Raw genomic sequence first — 14,492 nt, forward strand, 5'->3', positions numbered from 1 at the left:
GCCCCCCTGTGGGAGCAAGGCTTGTCAGGAGGAGGACGTCCCCCGCGTTTCATCGCCCACCGAGCCCGCCTGTCACCGCGACGCGGTATACTCCCGCTCTTTTTTCCGGAGCGACCTCATGTCCTTGCCCAGCCTGCGCCTCAAAGCCAATGCCGACCGCCGCCTGCGCGCCGGTCATCTGTGGGTCTACAGTAACGAAATCGACGTAGCCGCCACGCCGCTGCACGGTTTCAAGGCCGGCGACCAGGCGATCCTCGAGGCCGCCGGTGGCAAACCGTTGGGTGTTGTCGCAATGAGCCCGAACAACCTCATCTGCGCACGCCTGCTGTCGCGCGATGCGAAGTTGCCACTGGACAAATCCCTGCTGGTACACCGCCTCAACGTGGCGCTGTCCCTGCGTGAGCGGTTGTTCGACAAACCGTTCTATCGTCTGGTCTACGGCGATTCGGATCTGTTGCCGGGCCTGGTAGTCGACCGCTTCGGCGACATCCTCGTGGTACAGATCGCATCTGCCACCATGGAAGCTCACAAAGACGACGTCATCGCCGCTCTTACCCAGGTGCTCAAGCCCAGCGGCATCCTGTTCAAGAACGATTCCGCCGCCCGTGACGCCGAGGGCCTGGAACGCTACGTCGAAACGGTCTTCGGCCTGGTGCCTGAATGGGTAGCCCTGGAAGAGAACGGCGTGAAATTCGAAGCGCCGGTCATGGAAGGCCAGAAAACCGGCTGGTTCTACGATCACCGCATGAATCGCGCACGCCTGGCGCCCTATGCCAAGGGCAAACGCGTGCTGGACCTGTTCAGCTACATTGGCGGGTGGGGCGTGCAAGCCGCGGCATTCGGCGCCAGTGAAGTGTTCTGCGTCGACGCTTCGGGCTTCGCCCTCGACGGTGTCGAGCGCAACGCGGCACTTAATGGCTTCGCCGAGAAGCTGACCTGCATCGAAGGCGACGTGTTCGAAGCCCTGAAGGAGCTCAAGGCCAGTGAAGAACGTTTCGACGTGATCGTCGCCGACCCTCCGGCCTTCATCAAGCGCAAGAAAGACCTCAAGAACGGCGAAGGCGCCTATCGCCGCCTCAACGAACAAGCCATGCGCCTGCTCACCAAGGACGGCATCCTGGTCAGCGCTTCGTGCTCGATGCACCTGCCTGAGGATGATCTGCAGAACATCCTGCTGACCAGTGCCCGCCATTTGGACCGCAACATCCAGCTGCTTGAACGCGGCGGCCAGGGACCAGACCACCCGGTACACCCTGCCATTGCCGAAACCCGCTACATCAAGAGCATCATCTGCCGGCTGTTGCCCAACAGTTGAGTTTCACGACGGGGCCGACGCTTCGGCTCCGCGCTCGCGCACATTCCAATCGCAGCCCAGGCTGCGATTTTTTTGTCTGAAAAATCATTTTATGCCGTCGTTAATAACGACACCCATAAATTCTGTACGAACTCTCCCACATTATTACTGGAGCTTTCCTACTCAATATCCGCTTGCCAATCATTCATTAAAAATCAATTATTCAAGCGTCACTTCGAAAGTGATTCCACTGAAACACAACACTTATCAAAAACAAAGGAGCTGTATCATGAAAGCAATCAATCTGGAAGCTGACAAAATCGCAAACCTGGCCGGCCTGGTTGTTCCAAAAGCCGTCGCCAAATAAGTACGTAAGCGGGTAGAAGCAGGGCCGGGGAACGCCGGCGCCCTGGCCCTGTCCTGGCCCTTCGTATAAGCGGAATCAGTCCCCATGCATATAAACCCTTGCCTGTTCATCCTTGCCCGCCCCCCCCATCAGGTCGTCTGGAACTATGAACAACATACTCAATTCGAACTGGAACTTGATTACTCGACACGGCTTGCAGAACTCATACAAGCCCCCACTAAATTCGATATTCACAACGCCATCGACATGGACCTTCTGAAGGCCGATATCATTATTGAAAAAGAAAGAGTGCCCGCTCATTGGAAGTGGGATGAACTCTCCAGAATCTTTCATCTCGGCACGAAAAACATTCCGTACGCAAACATTCCTCAAGATGTAAATGAATGGGCGAACCTGTATCTGCAACATTGCGACGAAGTGCTGTCTTCGCCCAGGCCTCCCGCCAGGATCAAACATGATTCCGCCGCCCGAGTGGCCCTGTCGCCCCCTCTACTGACCGACTTGCAGCACGCTTCGCTGGCGCGAGCCCTGATCGACCGACAAACGTCGCGTTCATTCCACGAACAGCCAGTATCCATCGAGCAAGTCAGCACACTGCTGTACCTGACCCTGGGTTACCTGAACGAACGCCAGGGCGCCCGTGAGGGTGCCTGTCCGGAATCATTGGGCGCCAGACGCAGCAGCCCATCAGGGGGCGGCCTGAATGCCTGCGAGGGTTACCTTTACGTCCGCAACGTGACCGGGCTGACACCGGGCCTCTATGCCTATCATCCTGACGAACACGCCTTGAGCCTGATCGGCCCCCTGCCGGATGCGCCCTTGGGTCGAATGCTTTGCGGCCAGCACTTCATCAACCCCTTGCCGTTCGGGTTGTTCATCACCTCGCGCTTCGACAAGCTCTGGTGGAAATACGAGCACTCCCGCGCCTACCGCATGGCTTTCGTCGAAACGGGCCATGTTTCCCAGACGTTCCTGATGGTCGCTACTGCCCTCGGTCTCGACACCTGGCTGACCGGGGCACTGAGCGACCAAGAGGTCGAGCGGCTGCTGGGGCTCGAGGACTCCTGCGAACAACCCCTGTTTTTTGTCGGCTGCGGCCATGGCGACGGACAGGTGCACTGCAAAGAGCTGATGGCCCTGATCGAACGCCAGGATGCTGCGTCATGACCGGCGCCACCTTCATGCAGTTGCCGCGCTACACCTTGGGCGATTGGGACAACAAGGCTGCGGTGCGCACCCGTCGGGATCACTACCGTCTGCCCGACGACCTGGAGCAGCAACTTTCAACCCGGGACTGGTTTCCGCCAGCCTTCATTCCCTATGTCGAACATCCATTTGTCCACCACGCAGGCCGCGCCGTCGCCCAGCGTCTGGCGGCTAACCACCTGGTGTACTTCCTCGACTACACGACGTTGCTCGAACACCGGGTTGTCAATCGCTCGGTCGAGACCATCGTGCATGGTGAACTGGCCGTGCCTGTCCCACGACAGATGAAAACCGCGGCCCTGCAGCTTTATACCGACGAGGGCTACCACGCACTTTTTTCCAATGAGATGGCCGAGCAGATCGCAGCCCTCTACGGTATCGAGGATCGCCAACCGCCCAGGCGCATCAATCGGCTATTGGCCATGATCGAAGACACTTCCCCTACGGACCGTCCCCTGGCCTGGTTCCTGCTGGGGTTCGTTTCCGAAACGATCATTGCCAGGGAGCTGCTCGCCGTTACCCGCCATACCCTGGTTTGCACGGTGTACCGGATGCTCAGGAACCACCTCGAAGACGAGGCGCGCCACAGCCGCTACTTCAGTCAGGTGTTCCAGTACCTGTGGTCAGCCCTGGACGCCACGCAACGCGACCTCGCCGCCGGGATGCTGCTGCGTATCATCGGGCTCTATTTCGAGCCGGACGAGCCCTGGCTGTTGCGCAGCCTCGCCAGCGCCGGCTTCGAGGAACAATCCTCACGACAGATCATTTCCGCTCTTCTGCAGCCAGGTGCTCATGCCCAGCGTGTTCGTTCCGGCGCGGTATCGACGTTTACCGCCATGAGCAACGCACGCTTCTTCGATAACGACCACTACCGGATGGTTTTCACCCAAGCGGGGTTCATCAATGGCTGATACCAGGCGTACACCCCACCCCCATAAGCCAGCCGCCGTCGGTTTACTGCTCACGCTGACCTTGCTCGGCGTGTTCCCGATCGATGTGGTACTGCCCTCGTTCCCTGCGCTATCCGAGCACTTCGGGCACTCATCGTCCGACATCGCCCTGTCCGTCAGTCTGTTCGCGGTGGGCATCGCCCTCTCGCAACTGCTGGTGGGCCCTCTCTCCGACGCCCTGGGCCGCAAAGCCCTGTTGCTGGTTGGCATCACGGTCGCGGCGATGGGGGCGATCGGGTGCGTCATAGCCGATAGCTACGGGTTCTTTCTGTTTTTCCGAGTCGTCCAGGCACTGGGGTGCGGCTGTTTTGTCCTTTCCCAAGCCTTGATCCAGGACCTCTTTGACGGAAGGGAACAGCAACGACTGCGAATATTCCTGGTGACCTGCGGCGGTATATTCATTTCGGTTTCTCCCTTGGCCGGCACCGGACTGCAAAGCTGGATGGGCTGGCAGGGCAGCTTCCTGGTATTCATCGCCCTGGCAATCGGGGCATTTACAGGGGCCTGTCTTTTACTTCCGTCCTCTGCGACGGCCCCGCCTGTGGAACACCTGAACTTCATCGAGGCGTATCGAAAGGTCTGCAGTGACTTCAGCTTCATGGCCTATTGGCTGACCTCTGCGCTGGCTTTTTCCTGTCACTTTTCCTTCATCGTCATCTCGCCACTGGTTTTCATCGATCAGTTGAAGCTTTCGCCCGAGGCATTTTCGCTGACCCTGCTGGGCTACGGCCTGGCCTATATTGGCGGTGGGGCAATGGCAACCGTGTTGAGCAACCGGATCGACTCGCAGACACAAATCGTCTCCGGCCTGGGTCTGATCCTGACGGCGGGGATACTGATGTTCGGACTCGCCAGTCAGTTGGGCCTGTCCATCGCCACCTTGCTGCTGCCCATGATTGTTTGCACCGCCGGAACCACCATTGCCCGCGCCGCCGCCCACACCCGGGCCATGAACCTGTTTCCCGAGCAGGCCGGTACGTCGGCATCGGCCGGCAGCGTACTGATTTTCATCGTCGGCGGGATGACCAGCGCCACGATCAGCCTCACCCCGCTGGACCTTCAAACCACGTTGGCCCTTTGCCTGATATTGCTCAGCCTCCTGGGGCTGGCGCTCAATGGCCTGGTCCGGCATCGCCACAAAGTTCTGTTGCCCGGTTGAACGCCCCCCTTGTCGTTCCTCGCGGCATTGGCAGCCGTTCAGCGATTTGCGTCATTTCATCCTGACGCCAGCGGTGTAGAATCAGGGTATTCATCGCCATTCATCCCCGGCGGGTTTATGAGCTCATGCTGAGGCGCGCAGTGATCCTGCAAAGTCATCGGTCGCTTCTGGACACACAGCCACTCTCGAGTGCTCCAGACATCAACAGAAGCTCACTTCCCATTGATACCTGATTTGTACCTGATTAGCCGCCCGGAGTGTTCCATGCCCGAATACCGCTCGAAAACATCCACCCATGGCCGCAATATGGCCGGCGCCCGCGCTTTGTGGCGCGCCACGGGGATGAAGGATGACGACTTCAAGAAGCCGATCATCGCCGTTGCCAACTCCTTTACCCAGTTCGTACCCGGCCACGTTCACCTCAAGGACCTGGGCCAACTGGTCGCCCGCGAAATCGAACGCGCCGGTGGCGTCGCCAAGGAATTCAACACCATCGCGGTGGACGACGGCATCGCCATGGGCCATGACGGCATGCTCTATTCGCTGCCGAGCCGCGAGATCATCGCCGACTCCGTCGAATACATGGTCAACGCCCACTGCGCCGACGCCATCGTGTGCATCTCCAACTGCGACAAGATCACCCCCGGCATGCTCATGGCCGCCCTGCGCCTGAATATCCCGGTGATCTTCGTTTCCGGCGGCCCGATGGAAGCCGGCAAGACCAAGTTGGCCAGCCATGGCCTGGACCTGGTAGACGCCATGGTGATCGCCGCCGACTCCAGCGCCTCCGACGAGAAAGTCGCCGAGTACGAGCGCAGCGCTTGCCCGACTTGCGGTTCGTGCTCCGGCATGTTCACCGCCAACTCCATGAACTGCCTGACCGAAGCCCTGGGCCTGGCCCTGCCGGGCAACGGTTCGACCCTCGCCACCCACAGCGATCGCGAACAGCTGTTCCTGGAGGCCGGCCGTACCATCGTCGAGCTATGCAAGCGTTACTACGGTGAGAACGACGAGTCGGTACTGCCGCGCAACATCGCCAGCTTCAAAGCATTCGAAAACGCCATGACCCTGGACATCGCCATGGGGGGCTCCACCAACACCATCCTGCATTTGCTGGCGGCGGCCCAGGAAGCCGAGGTCGATTTCGACCTGCGTGACATCGATCGCCTGTCCCGCAACGTGCCGCAACTGTGCAAGGTCGCGCCGAACATCCAGAAGTACCACATGGAAGACGTGCACCGAGCCGGCGGCATCATCAGCATCCTCGGCTCCTTGGCCCGTGGCGGCCTGTTGCACACCGACCTGCCGACGGTGCACAGCAAAACCATGGCCGATGCCATCGCCAAATGGGACATCACCCAGACCAACGACGAAGCCGTTCACCACTTCTTCAAGGCCGGCCCGGCGGGCATTCCGACGCAAACGGCATTCAGCCAGTCGACTCGCTGGGAAACCCTGGACGACGACCGTGAAAACGGCTGCATCCGCAGCGTCGAGCACGCGTACTCCAAAGAAGGTGGCCTGGCCGTGCTGTACGGCAACATCGCTCTGGATGGCTGCGTGGTGAAAACCGCTGGCGTCGACGAGTCGATCCACGTGTTCGAAGGCAACGCCAAGATCTTCGAAAGCCAGGACAGCGCCGTACGCGGCATCCTCGCCGATGAAGTCAAGGCCGGCGATATCGTGATCATTCGCTACGAAGGTCCGAAAGGCGGCCCGGGCATGCAGGAAATGCTCTACCCAACGTCCTACCTGAAATCCAAGGGGCTGGGCAAAGCCTGCGCCCTGCTGACCGACGGCCGTTTCTCCGGCGGCACCTCGGGCCTGTCCATCGGCCACGCTTCGCCGGAAGCCGCCGCAGGTGGCGCCATCGGCCTGGTGCGCGACGGTGACAAGATCCTGATCGACATTCCGAACCGCTCGATCAACCTGTTGATCAGCGACGAGGAACTGGCCGAACGCCGTGCGGAACAGGACAAGAAAGGCTGGAAGCCCGCGGAAGTACGCCCGCGCAAGGTGACCACTGCGCTCAAGGCCTATGCCCTGCTCGCCACCAGCGCCGACAAGGGTGCGGTACGCAACAAGGCGATGCTGGACGGGCTGTAAACGTTCATAGCGAAACAAAAGTGCCCCGCCAAGTGCGGGGCATTTTGTTATCAGATATGCCGGGACGATTCACTGTAGGAGCGGATCTGGAGCTGGGATTACTGAATATCCTCCGGTTTCACGATCACCCAGTTCTTGTCCGCCGTGACCGGTAATCCTTCCTTGGCCTGGGCAGCAGCGTGCTTGGCCATCATGCCGTTGATCTGGGCCATGTACTTGTCCTTGCGGTTGACCCACAAATGGATCCCACCCTTGGCCACATCAACATCGTGGAACAGCATGTAGCCGTCGCTGCTGGGCGTATCACCGGCCACCAGTACCGGTTTCTTCCATTCGTCGATGTAGGTCAGGATTGCCGCGTGCTTGCCGGCCATCCAGGTCGCCGGGGTCCACAGATAAGGGGTGTATTCCAGACCGAGGTTGGCTTTCTCGTCATACTTGCCGGCGGTGATCTGCTTACGGGCGGTGGTCAGCTCGCCGGTCTTGCGGTCCTTGAGCAGCGTGGTCACGCCGATGACGTTCTGCGGCTTGAGGTTGTAGCCATATTTGGGATCGGAAGCGACCATGCGCACCAGCTCTTCCGACGCCGCGGTCATGACATAGACCTCGATGCCATTTTCCATCAGCTTGTTGTAGAGCTCGACCTGGCCGGTGAAGACTTTGGGTGGGTTGACGTTGTAATTGACCACCTTGTCGCCATCGTAATACGTGGTCGGCACCGGTTTGCCGGAGGCCATCAGCTCGTCGACGTAGCCCTTGAGTTCCTTGAGGGTGAAGCCGGAAAACACCTGGGCGACCCACGGGTAGCAGACCATGTCGTCCACTTCGCACAAGCGGTAGTAATAGCTGAACAGACTTTCCTTGTGGTCGGCCGTGTCCTTGAACGGCATCAGCTTCAGGGACGGGTCCAGGGTTTCACGGCTGATGAGGCCCTTGTTTTCCATGAACGGCAGCAATGACTCTTCAAGGTCATAGCGGTAGCTGGTGTTGTCCATGTCGAACACCGCGTAATGACCCTTATTGGCGTTGGCTGCGATCATCGCCTCCAGCGCCTTGGCCTGCTCCGCCGGCCAATGCTTGAGTTCAGTGGCAAGCACTTGGCTGGCAAGGCCAAGACCCACGGCGACAGCGAGAAAACGAGGTACGAGCTTCATCGGCATTTCTCCCAGGGTTCAGAGAACACGACGCTAACAAATGCCTGTGACAAACCCCGCCTGCCCGCGACCGCTTGCGTCTTGATTACGCCAGCGACATAGCTATGAACGCCAAGCTCTTATTCCATAAACGACATTAAACATGCTTTTTTAGTCTTAATTCTTTAGTAATCAGCCTGTTAGGCTCCCCGGTTCGCGGTCGCGGCTTCAGGCGACCGGCACAGTCTTATCGGAGTTCTACTTGATGAATCTGCCGCTGATCCTCAATCTGCTGGTGTTCCTCGCCTTGCTGTTCGGTCTGGCGCAAACGCGCCATGGCACTTGGAGTCTGGCAAAAAAAGTGCTGCTGGCACTGATCCTGGGCGTGGTCTTCGGCACCGCCCTGCACACGATTTACGGCGCCGGCAACCCGGTGCTCAAGGCGTCCATCGGCTGGTTCGACCTGGTGGGCAATGGTTATGTGCAATTGCTGCAGATGATCGTGATCCCGCTGGTCTTCGCCTCGATCCTCAGCGCCGTGGCCCGCCTGCATAACGCCTCGTCCCTGGGCAAGATCAGTTTCCTGACCATCGGCACGCTGCTGTTCACCACGGCCATCGCCGCCCTGATCGGCATCGGCTTGACCAACCTGTTCGGTCTCACCGCCGAAGGCCTGGTGGCTGGGACCCAGGAGCTGGCGCGCCTGCAAGTCATCCAGAGCGACTATGCCGGCAAGGTCGCCGACCTGAACATCCCGCAGTTGCTGCTCTCGTTCGTCCCGCAGAACCCGTTTGCCGACCTGGCCCGGGCCAAGCCGACCTCGATCATCAGCGTGGTGATTTTTGCAGCCTTCCTGGGCGTCGCCGCGTTGCAGTTGCTCAAGGATGACGCGCAGAAAGGTCAGAAAGTGATCGATGCCATCGACACCCTGCAAAGCTGGGTAACACGCTTGGTGCGCCTGGTGATGAAGCTGACCCCCTACGGCGTGCTGGCATTGATGACCAAGGTGGTGGCCGGCTCCAACCTGCAGGACATCATCAAGCTCGGCAGCTTTGTCGTGGTGTCGTACCTGGGGCTGGGCCTGATGTTCTTGGTCCACGGCCTGCTGGTCTCCGCCGCCGGGATCAACCCGCTGCGTTTCTTCCGCAAGATCTGGCCGGTGCTGACCTTTGCCTTCACCAGCCGCTCCAGCGCCGCGACCATCCCGCTGAGCATCGAGGCCCAAACCAGCCGCCTCGGTATCCCGCGCGCCATCGCCAGCTTCTCCGCTTCGTTCGGCGCCACCATCGGCCAGAACGGTTGCGCCGGTCTCTATCCGGCCATGCTGGCGGTGATGGTCGCGCCGACGGTGGGTATCAACCCACTGGATCCGCTGTGGATCGCGACGCTGGTGGCAATAGTGACCTTGAGTTCGGCCGGGGTGGCGGGTGTCGGTGGCGGCGCGACGTTCGCGGCGCTGATCGTGCTGCCGGCCATGGGCTTGCCGGTCTCGCTGGTGGCGTTGCTGATTTCCGTCGAACCGTTGATCGACATGGGCCGCACGGCGTTGAACGTCAGCGGCTCGATCACCGCCGGCGCCATTACCAGCCAAGTGATGCAGCAGACTGACAAGGCTGTCCTGGATGCCGAGGAGCATGCTGAGTTGGTGCATGCCTGATAGCTAATCACTGTGGGAGCAAAGCTTGCTCGCGAAGAACGATGGCGCGGTTCGACTGAAGCACCGCATCGACCTGAATCGCGAGCAAGCTTTGCTCCCACATGGTTTAACGCTTCTCCCACACCTCAAAGCTGTAGGCCGGCTTATCCCCTTCCGCCGGATTCGGCTGGTTCGAGACCAGTTTCCACTGGCTCTGATCGAACTCCGGGAACCACGCATCCCCATCCGGACTCAGCGCCACACGGGTCAGGTACAGCCGATCGGCCTGTTCCAGCGCCTGGGTGTAGAGTTGGGCACCGCCAATCAGCATCAACTCATCAACGTCCTGCTCCAACGCCCAGGACTCGGCCCGCGCCACGGCAGCTTCCAGGGTGGAGAAGACTTCCGCCCCCTCCAGCTGCAGACCAGGCTGGCGGCTGACCACGATGTTCAGGCGCCCAGGCAGCGGTCGGCCCAGGGAGTCCCAGGTCTTGCGCCCCATGATGATGGGCTTGCCCAAGGTGGTGGCCTTGAAGTATTTGAAATCCCCGGGCAGGTGCCAGGGCATGCTGTTGTCGATGCCGATCACGCGGTTTTCACCGAGGGCTGCGATCAGGCTGAGAGGGAGAGATTTTTTCATGACGGCGAGGATACCAGAGCCCCGACGTACCCCGACAGGCGCCGCAGCGGTTATCCTCAACGTTCATTTGCGACGGAAGCGCCCGTGACTGGAACCCTGACTGAATTGCAAAGCCTCTGGCTGACCGAGACGATACGCCTGCGTGAAGAGCATGCCGGCCCGCTGCAAGACCAGGAAGCCAACCGCCTGGCCCGTGCGGCGGGCGGCGATTTATCCAGCCGCATCCGCCACCGAGCCCTACGCTTGGCCGAGCGCGACGGTCTGACCCAAGCCCTGTGCCATTGGTTGCAAGGGGCGCGCCTGGCCGTGCTGGTATTGACGGTGCTTGCCATTGCCAGCGGTGCCGGCCTGGGATTCGCCGCGCTGGGTGACGGACAGACACCCGTCAATGTGTTCTGGGCCTTGGGCACTCTGCTGGGACTGAACCTGATCCTGCTCATCGGCTGGGCTCTGGGCCTGCTATTCGTCGGTGAGCAAGGCGCGACGCTGGGGCGCCTGTGGCTGTGGCTCAGTGAGAAACTGGCCCGGGATGCCAAGGCCGCGCAACTGGCGCCGGCGTTGCTGGTGTTGCTGCAACGGCACAAGCTCAATCGCTGGGCCCTCGGCGCGCTGGTCAACGGCTTGTGGTCGCTGGCGATGCTCAGCGCGCTGGTCATCGTCTTGATGCTGATGGCGACCCGGCGCTATGGCTTTGTCTGGGAAACTACTATTCTCGGCGGCGAAACCTTCGTCGCCCTGACTCGATCCCTCGGCGCCTTGCCGGCTCTGTTGGGGTTCAGTGTGCCGACCATAGACATGATCCGCGCCAGCGGCGAAGGTGCCCTCAATCTGGAGACCGCACGCCAGGCCTGGGCCGCTTGGCTGGTCGGCGTGCTGCTGGTCTACGGGGTGTTGCCGCGCCTGTGCCTGGCGTTGCTCTGCCTATGGCGTTGGCGACGTGGCCGGGCGCGGCTGTGTCTGGACTTGAACCTGCCGGGCTACGCTCAATTGCGCGAGCACCTGATGCCCAGCAGCGAACGACTGGGCATCAACGACGCCGCACCCGCGCAGTTGCATCGGATCGAGCCGGCAGCCGGTGCGGCGCAAAGCGACGGCGCGCTGTTGGTGGCCATCGAGCTGGACGATCGACCCTGGCCTCCGAAACTACCGGACACAGTGAAGAACGCCGGTATCCTCGACAGCCGCGAGTCCCGCAACAAGCTCCTGGAACAATTGTCGCGCTTTCCACCCGCGCGACTGGCGATTGCCTGCGACCCTCGGCGCTCGCCGGACCGCGGCAGCCTGGCGTTGATCGCCGAGCTGGCCCGCAGCGCCAGCACCACCCGCGTCTGGCTGTTGCAGGCACCGGCCGGCGAAGCGTTGGACGCCGAGCGTCTGGGGGATTGGCACACGGCGCTGCGACAGTTGCAACTGCCCTTCGCCGATTGCGCGCCCTTGAACTGGTTGGAGAGCGGCCATGACTGATCCGATTAAACCGCTCAAGTTGGCCGTGGTCGGTCATACCAATGTTGGCAAGACCTCCCTGTTGCGCACACTGACCCGTGACGTCGGCTTTGGCGAAGTCTCCCACCGGCCGAGCACCACCCGCCACGTCGAAGGTGCGCGCCTGTCGGTGGACGGCGAAGCGCTGTTGGAGCTGTACGACACGCCGGGCCTGGAGGACGCCATCGCCCTGCTCGATTACCTGGAGCGCCTGGAGCGTCCCGGCGAACGCCTCGACGGCCCGGCGCGCCTGGCTCGCTTCCTCGAGGGCAGCGAAGCCCGGCAGCGTTTCGAGCAAGAGGCCAAGGTATTGCGGCAACTGCTTGCCAGCGATGCCGGACTGTATGTCATCGATGCCCGGGAACCGGTGCTGGCCAAGTATCGCGACGAATTAGAGGTACTCGCCAGTTGTGGCAAGCCGCTACTGCCGGTGCTGAATTTTGTCAGCAGCGCCAACCATCGCGAACAGGCCTGGCGCGAAGCCTTGGCGCGGCTGGGGCTGCATGCGCTGGTGCGCTTTGACAGCGTGGTCCCGCCGGAGGATGGCGAGCGCCGCCTGTATGAGAGCCTCGCGCTGTTGCTCGAAGGCGCTCGTGGGCAACTGGAGCGGCTGGTCGCCGATCAACAGGCCCAACGCCAGGCCCGCCAGCAGAGCGCGGCGCGGCTGATCGCTGAATTACTGATTGACTGCGCCGCCTGCCGCCGCAGTGTCGCCAGCGATCCCGAACTGGAACGCCAGGCCATCAGCGAATTGCGTAGCGCAGTCCGTCAGCGCGAACAGCGTTGCGTCGAAGCTTTGCTCAAGCTGTTCGCTTTCCGCGCCCAGGACGCGGCGGCGAGCGATCTGCCGCTGCTGGACGGTCGCTGGGGTGACGACCTGTTCAATCCCGAAACCCTCAAACAACTGGGGGTGCGCGTCGGCGGCGGGATCGCGGCGGGCGCCGCGGCCGGTGCCGGCGTAGATTTGCTGGTGGGTGGCCTGACCCTGGGTGCCGCCGCGCTGGCAGGCGCCATCGCCGGCGGCGCCGTGCAAACCGCCCGCGGCTACGGCAACCGGCTGCTGGGCAAGCTCAAGGGGCAACGAGAATTGACCGTGGACGACAGCGTGCTGCGCCTGTTGGCCCTGCGACAGCGACAACTGCTGCAAGCCCTCAATCAGCGCGGCCATGCGGCGATGGAAAGCATCCGCATCGCCACGCCCCAGGACAAAAGCTGGCGCGAAGGCAAGCTTCCCGAAGCCCTGACCAAGGCCCGAGCTTATCCACAGTGGTCATCGCTCAACCCACAGCCACGCTTGAGTCAGGCTGAGCGGCAGGAGCAGATTGAGCAATTGGCCGGGCAGCTTTGATAATCAGTCCAGGAGAAACGGCCACGGAAGCCGGTTCGATCGGAGTTATTCGTTGATCAAGGCTTGCAGCGCCGCTGCGGCTTCCGGCAATTGCAACTCGCTGAACACCTGCACGCCATGGCGCTTGAGCAACGCAGCGGTCACGCCTTCGCCACGGACTTTCACACCGCTGAACGTCCCGTCATAGGTCAGCAGGTTACCGCACGACGGGCTGTTGGCCTTGAGCACGGCGATCCGGATGCCGTGCTCACGGACCTGATCCAGCGCCTGACGGGCACCGGATAAAAACTGGGCGCTGACGTCTTCGCCATCGGCGGTGACAACTGCAACCTCGCCGTCGAGCACACGTACGCCCTGCCCACCGGCAATCTCCGCCGGTGCCCGAGGCGTGGGCAAGCCACCTGCGACTTCCGGGCACAGCGGCACGACCCGGCCTTCGTCCAGCCATTGCTGCAGCACATCGAACGGCCCGCTGGCACCACCGTCATAGCGCACACGATGGCCGAGCAGGCAGCGACTGACCAGGATCCTTTCCATGCTCAGAACAACTCGTTGCCACGGCGCCGGAACCAGCCGGTCAAGGACAAGCGGTCGCGGGTGGCGGGCAGCACTTCATGGGGGATATCGCCCGACAGGAACACCACCAGGCAACCACCCCTGGGCAGTACGTCATGTTCGGCGCCGTCCAGGTACATGCGCAGTTGACCGCCCTGGTCCGGCAGCCAATCGTCGTTGAGGTACAACACCGCCGACACCATGCGCCGATCGTCGTCGCGAAAGCGATCGACATGCTTGAGGTAGAACGCGCCCGGTGGGTACAGGGCGAAATGGCTTTCGAAATCTTCCAGGCCCAGGAACAGCCCCCGGTTCATCGCCTCGCGCAGGCTGTCCATCAGGCCCAGGTAACGGTCGCAGGCCTGCGCCTGACCGGGTTCGATCCACTGGATACGATCGCCCCGAATGCCCTCACGGATTTCCGAGAACGGTCCGCGTCCGACAGCGGCCGGGGCCAGTTCGCCCTCGGCGGCGCGTTGGCGACATTCGGCCGCCAGGGCACGGGTCAAATCGTCCGACAGAAAAAGGTCCTGCTGCGACCAGCCGCGCTCGGCGAGGTCGTCCACGATACGTAACAGCAGCGGGTGATCAGAAGGTATTTGCATGGCGCGCATAG

Annotated in this window: 12 protein-coding genes; 8 read left to right on the forward strand and 4 right to left on the reverse strand. The window is 61.6% G+C overall.

The genetic code is table 11. From position 1 onward, the window contains the following. Positions 1 to 118: 118 nt before the first annotated feature. The 5 genes from AD666_RS05310 to ilvD all read left to right on the forward strand — a co-directional run bounded on the left by AD666_RS05310 (position 119) and on the right by ilvD (position 7,082). Entirely contained in the window at positions 119 to 1,315 is a 1,197-nt protein-coding gene (locus AD666_RS05310; protein ID WP_053148303.1) for a class I SAM-dependent rRNA methyltransferase, read from the forward strand. Between the two features lie 430 nt (positions 1,316 to 1,745). Further along, entirely contained in the window at positions 1,746 to 2,828 is a 1,083-nt protein-coding gene (locus AD666_RS05315; protein ID WP_053148305.1) for a SagB family peptide dehydrogenase, read from the forward strand. Then, complete coding sequence (locus tag AD666_RS05320; RefSeq protein ID WP_053148307.1) at positions 2,825 to 3,778, forward strand: diiron oxygenase; 954 nt, start codon at positions 2,825 to 2,827, stop codon at positions 3,776 to 3,778. The genes AD666_RS05315 and AD666_RS05320 overlap by 4 nt, the downstream gene beginning before the upstream one ends. Continuing rightward, entirely contained in the window at positions 3,771 to 4,976 is a 1,206-nt protein-coding gene (locus AD666_RS05325; RefSeq protein ID WP_053148309.1) for an MFS transporter, read from the forward strand. Before AD666_RS05320 ends, AD666_RS05325 begins: the two co-directional genes overlap by 8 nt. 264 nt (positions 4,977 to 5,240) lie before the next feature. Then, on the forward strand, positions 5,241 to 7,082 hold the full coding sequence (gene ilvD, locus AD666_RS05330; RefSeq protein ID WP_053148311.1) for a dihydroxy-acid dehydratase: 1,842 nt from the start codon (positions 5,241 to 5,243) through the stop codon (positions 7,080 to 7,082). 98 nt (positions 7,083 to 7,180) lie between these two features. Here ilvD and AD666_RS05335 read toward each other — a convergent pair whose 3' ends face one another. Beyond that, complete coding sequence (locus AD666_RS05335) at positions 7,181 to 8,236, reverse strand: phosphorylcholine phosphatase (protein ID WP_053148313.1); 1,056 nt, start codon at positions 8,234 to 8,236, stop codon at positions 7,181 to 7,183. 244 nt (positions 8,237 to 8,480) lie between these two features. Between AD666_RS05335 and AD666_RS05340 the strand changes: the two genes are divergently transcribed. After that, positions 8,481 to 9,872, forward strand: a complete 1,392-nt coding sequence (locus AD666_RS05340) for an L-cystine transporter (RefSeq protein ID WP_053148316.1) — start codon at positions 8,481 to 8,483, stop codon at positions 9,870 to 9,872. A 106-nt stretch (positions 9,873 to 9,978) separates the two neighbouring features. On the opposite strand, the gene AD666_RS05345 is transcribed toward AD666_RS05340, so the two are convergent. After that, positions 9,979 to 10,491 carry a dihydrofolate reductase gene (locus AD666_RS05345; protein WP_053148318.1) on the reverse strand — a complete coding sequence of 171 codons (513 nt, stop codon included), beginning with the start codon at positions 10,489 to 10,491 and terminating at the stop codon, positions 9,979 to 9,981. A gap of 96 nt (positions 10,492 to 10,587) precedes the next feature. Between AD666_RS05345 and AD666_RS05350 the strand changes: the two genes are divergently transcribed. Both AD666_RS05350 and AD666_RS05355 read left to right on the forward strand, forming a co-directional pair. Then, the gene (locus AD666_RS05350) at positions 10,588 to 11,955 is read left to right on the forward strand and encodes a DUF2868 domain-containing protein (protein ID WP_053149659.1); all 1,368 of its coding nucleotides are present in this window, start codon (positions 10,588 to 10,590) and stop codon (positions 11,953 to 11,955) included. Further along, positions 11,948 to 13,321: a GTPase/DUF3482 domain-containing protein gene (locus tag AD666_RS05355; protein WP_053148320.1), complete on the forward strand. Its 1,374-nt coding sequence runs from the start codon at positions 11,948 to 11,950 to the stop codon at positions 13,319 to 13,321. Before AD666_RS05350 ends, AD666_RS05355 begins: the two co-directional genes overlap by 8 nt. A 45-nt stretch (positions 13,322 to 13,366) precedes the next feature. On the opposite strand, the gene AD666_RS05360 is transcribed toward AD666_RS05355, so the two are convergent. Together AD666_RS05360 and AD666_RS05365 are read right to left on the reverse strand one after the other, a co-directional pair. After that, positions 13,367 to 13,858, reverse strand: a complete 492-nt coding sequence (locus AD666_RS05360; RefSeq protein ID WP_053148322.1) for a DUF523 domain-containing protein — start codon at positions 13,856 to 13,858, stop codon at positions 13,367 to 13,369. Positions 13,859 to 13,860: 2 nt separating this feature from the next. Then, complete coding sequence (locus AD666_RS05365) at positions 13,861 to 14,490, reverse strand: 2OG-Fe(II) oxygenase (RefSeq protein WP_053148324.1); 630 nt, start codon at positions 14,488 to 14,490, stop codon at positions 13,861 to 13,863. Positions 14,491 to 14,492 lie beyond the last annotated feature (2 nt).

Source organism: Pseudomonas sp. Pf153, from assembly GCF_001269775.1.
Classification (GTDB): domain Bacteria; phylum Pseudomonadota; class Gammaproteobacteria; order Pseudomonadales; family Pseudomonadaceae; genus Aquipseudomonas; species Aquipseudomonas uvaldensis.

What these genes read in the sequence shown, in the direction of transcription:
- AD666_RS05340 (WP_053148316.1), top strand. Translation starts at nt 8,481, where the DNA reads ATGAATCTGCCGCTGATCCTCAATCTGCTGGTGTTCCTCGCCTTGCTG.
- AD666_RS05345 (WP_053148318.1), bottom strand. Translation starts at nt 10,491, where the DNA reads ATGAAAAAATCTCTCCCTCTCAGCCTGATCGCAGCCCTCGGTGAAAAC.
- AD666_RS05335 (WP_053148313.1), bottom strand. Translation starts at nt 8,236, where the DNA reads ATGAAGCTCGTACCTCGTTTTCTCGCTGTCGCCGTGGGTCTTGGCCTT.
- AD666_RS05320 (WP_053148307.1), top strand. Translation starts at nt 2,825, where the DNA reads ATGACCGGCGCCACCTTCATGCAGTTGCCGCGCTACACCTTGGGCGAT.
- AD666_RS05310 (WP_053148303.1), top strand. Translation starts at nt 119, where the DNA reads ATGTCCTTGCCCAGCCTGCGCCTCAAAGCCAATGCCGACCGCCGCCTG.
- AD666_RS05365 (WP_053148324.1), bottom strand. Translation starts at nt 14,490, where the DNA reads ATGCGCGCCATGCAAATACCTTCTGATCACCCGCTGCTGTTACGTATC.
- AD666_RS05355 (WP_053148320.1), top strand. Translation starts at nt 11,948, where the DNA reads ATGACTGATCCGATTAAACCGCTCAAGTTGGCCGTGGTCGGTCATACC.
- AD666_RS05315 (WP_053148305.1), top strand. Translation starts at nt 1,746, where the DNA reads ATGCATATAAACCCTTGCCTGTTCATCCTTGCCCGCCCCCCCCATCAG.
- ilvD (WP_053148311.1), top strand. Translation starts at nt 5,241, where the DNA reads ATGCCCGAATACCGCTCGAAAACATCCACCCATGGCCGCAATATGGCC.
- AD666_RS05325 (WP_053148309.1), top strand. Translation starts at nt 3,771, where the DNA reads ATGGCTGATACCAGGCGTACACCCCACCCCCATAAGCCAGCCGCCGTC.
- AD666_RS05360 (WP_053148322.1), bottom strand. Translation starts at nt 13,858, where the DNA reads ATGGAAAGGATCCTGGTCAGTCGCTGCCTGCTCGGCCATCGTGTGCGC.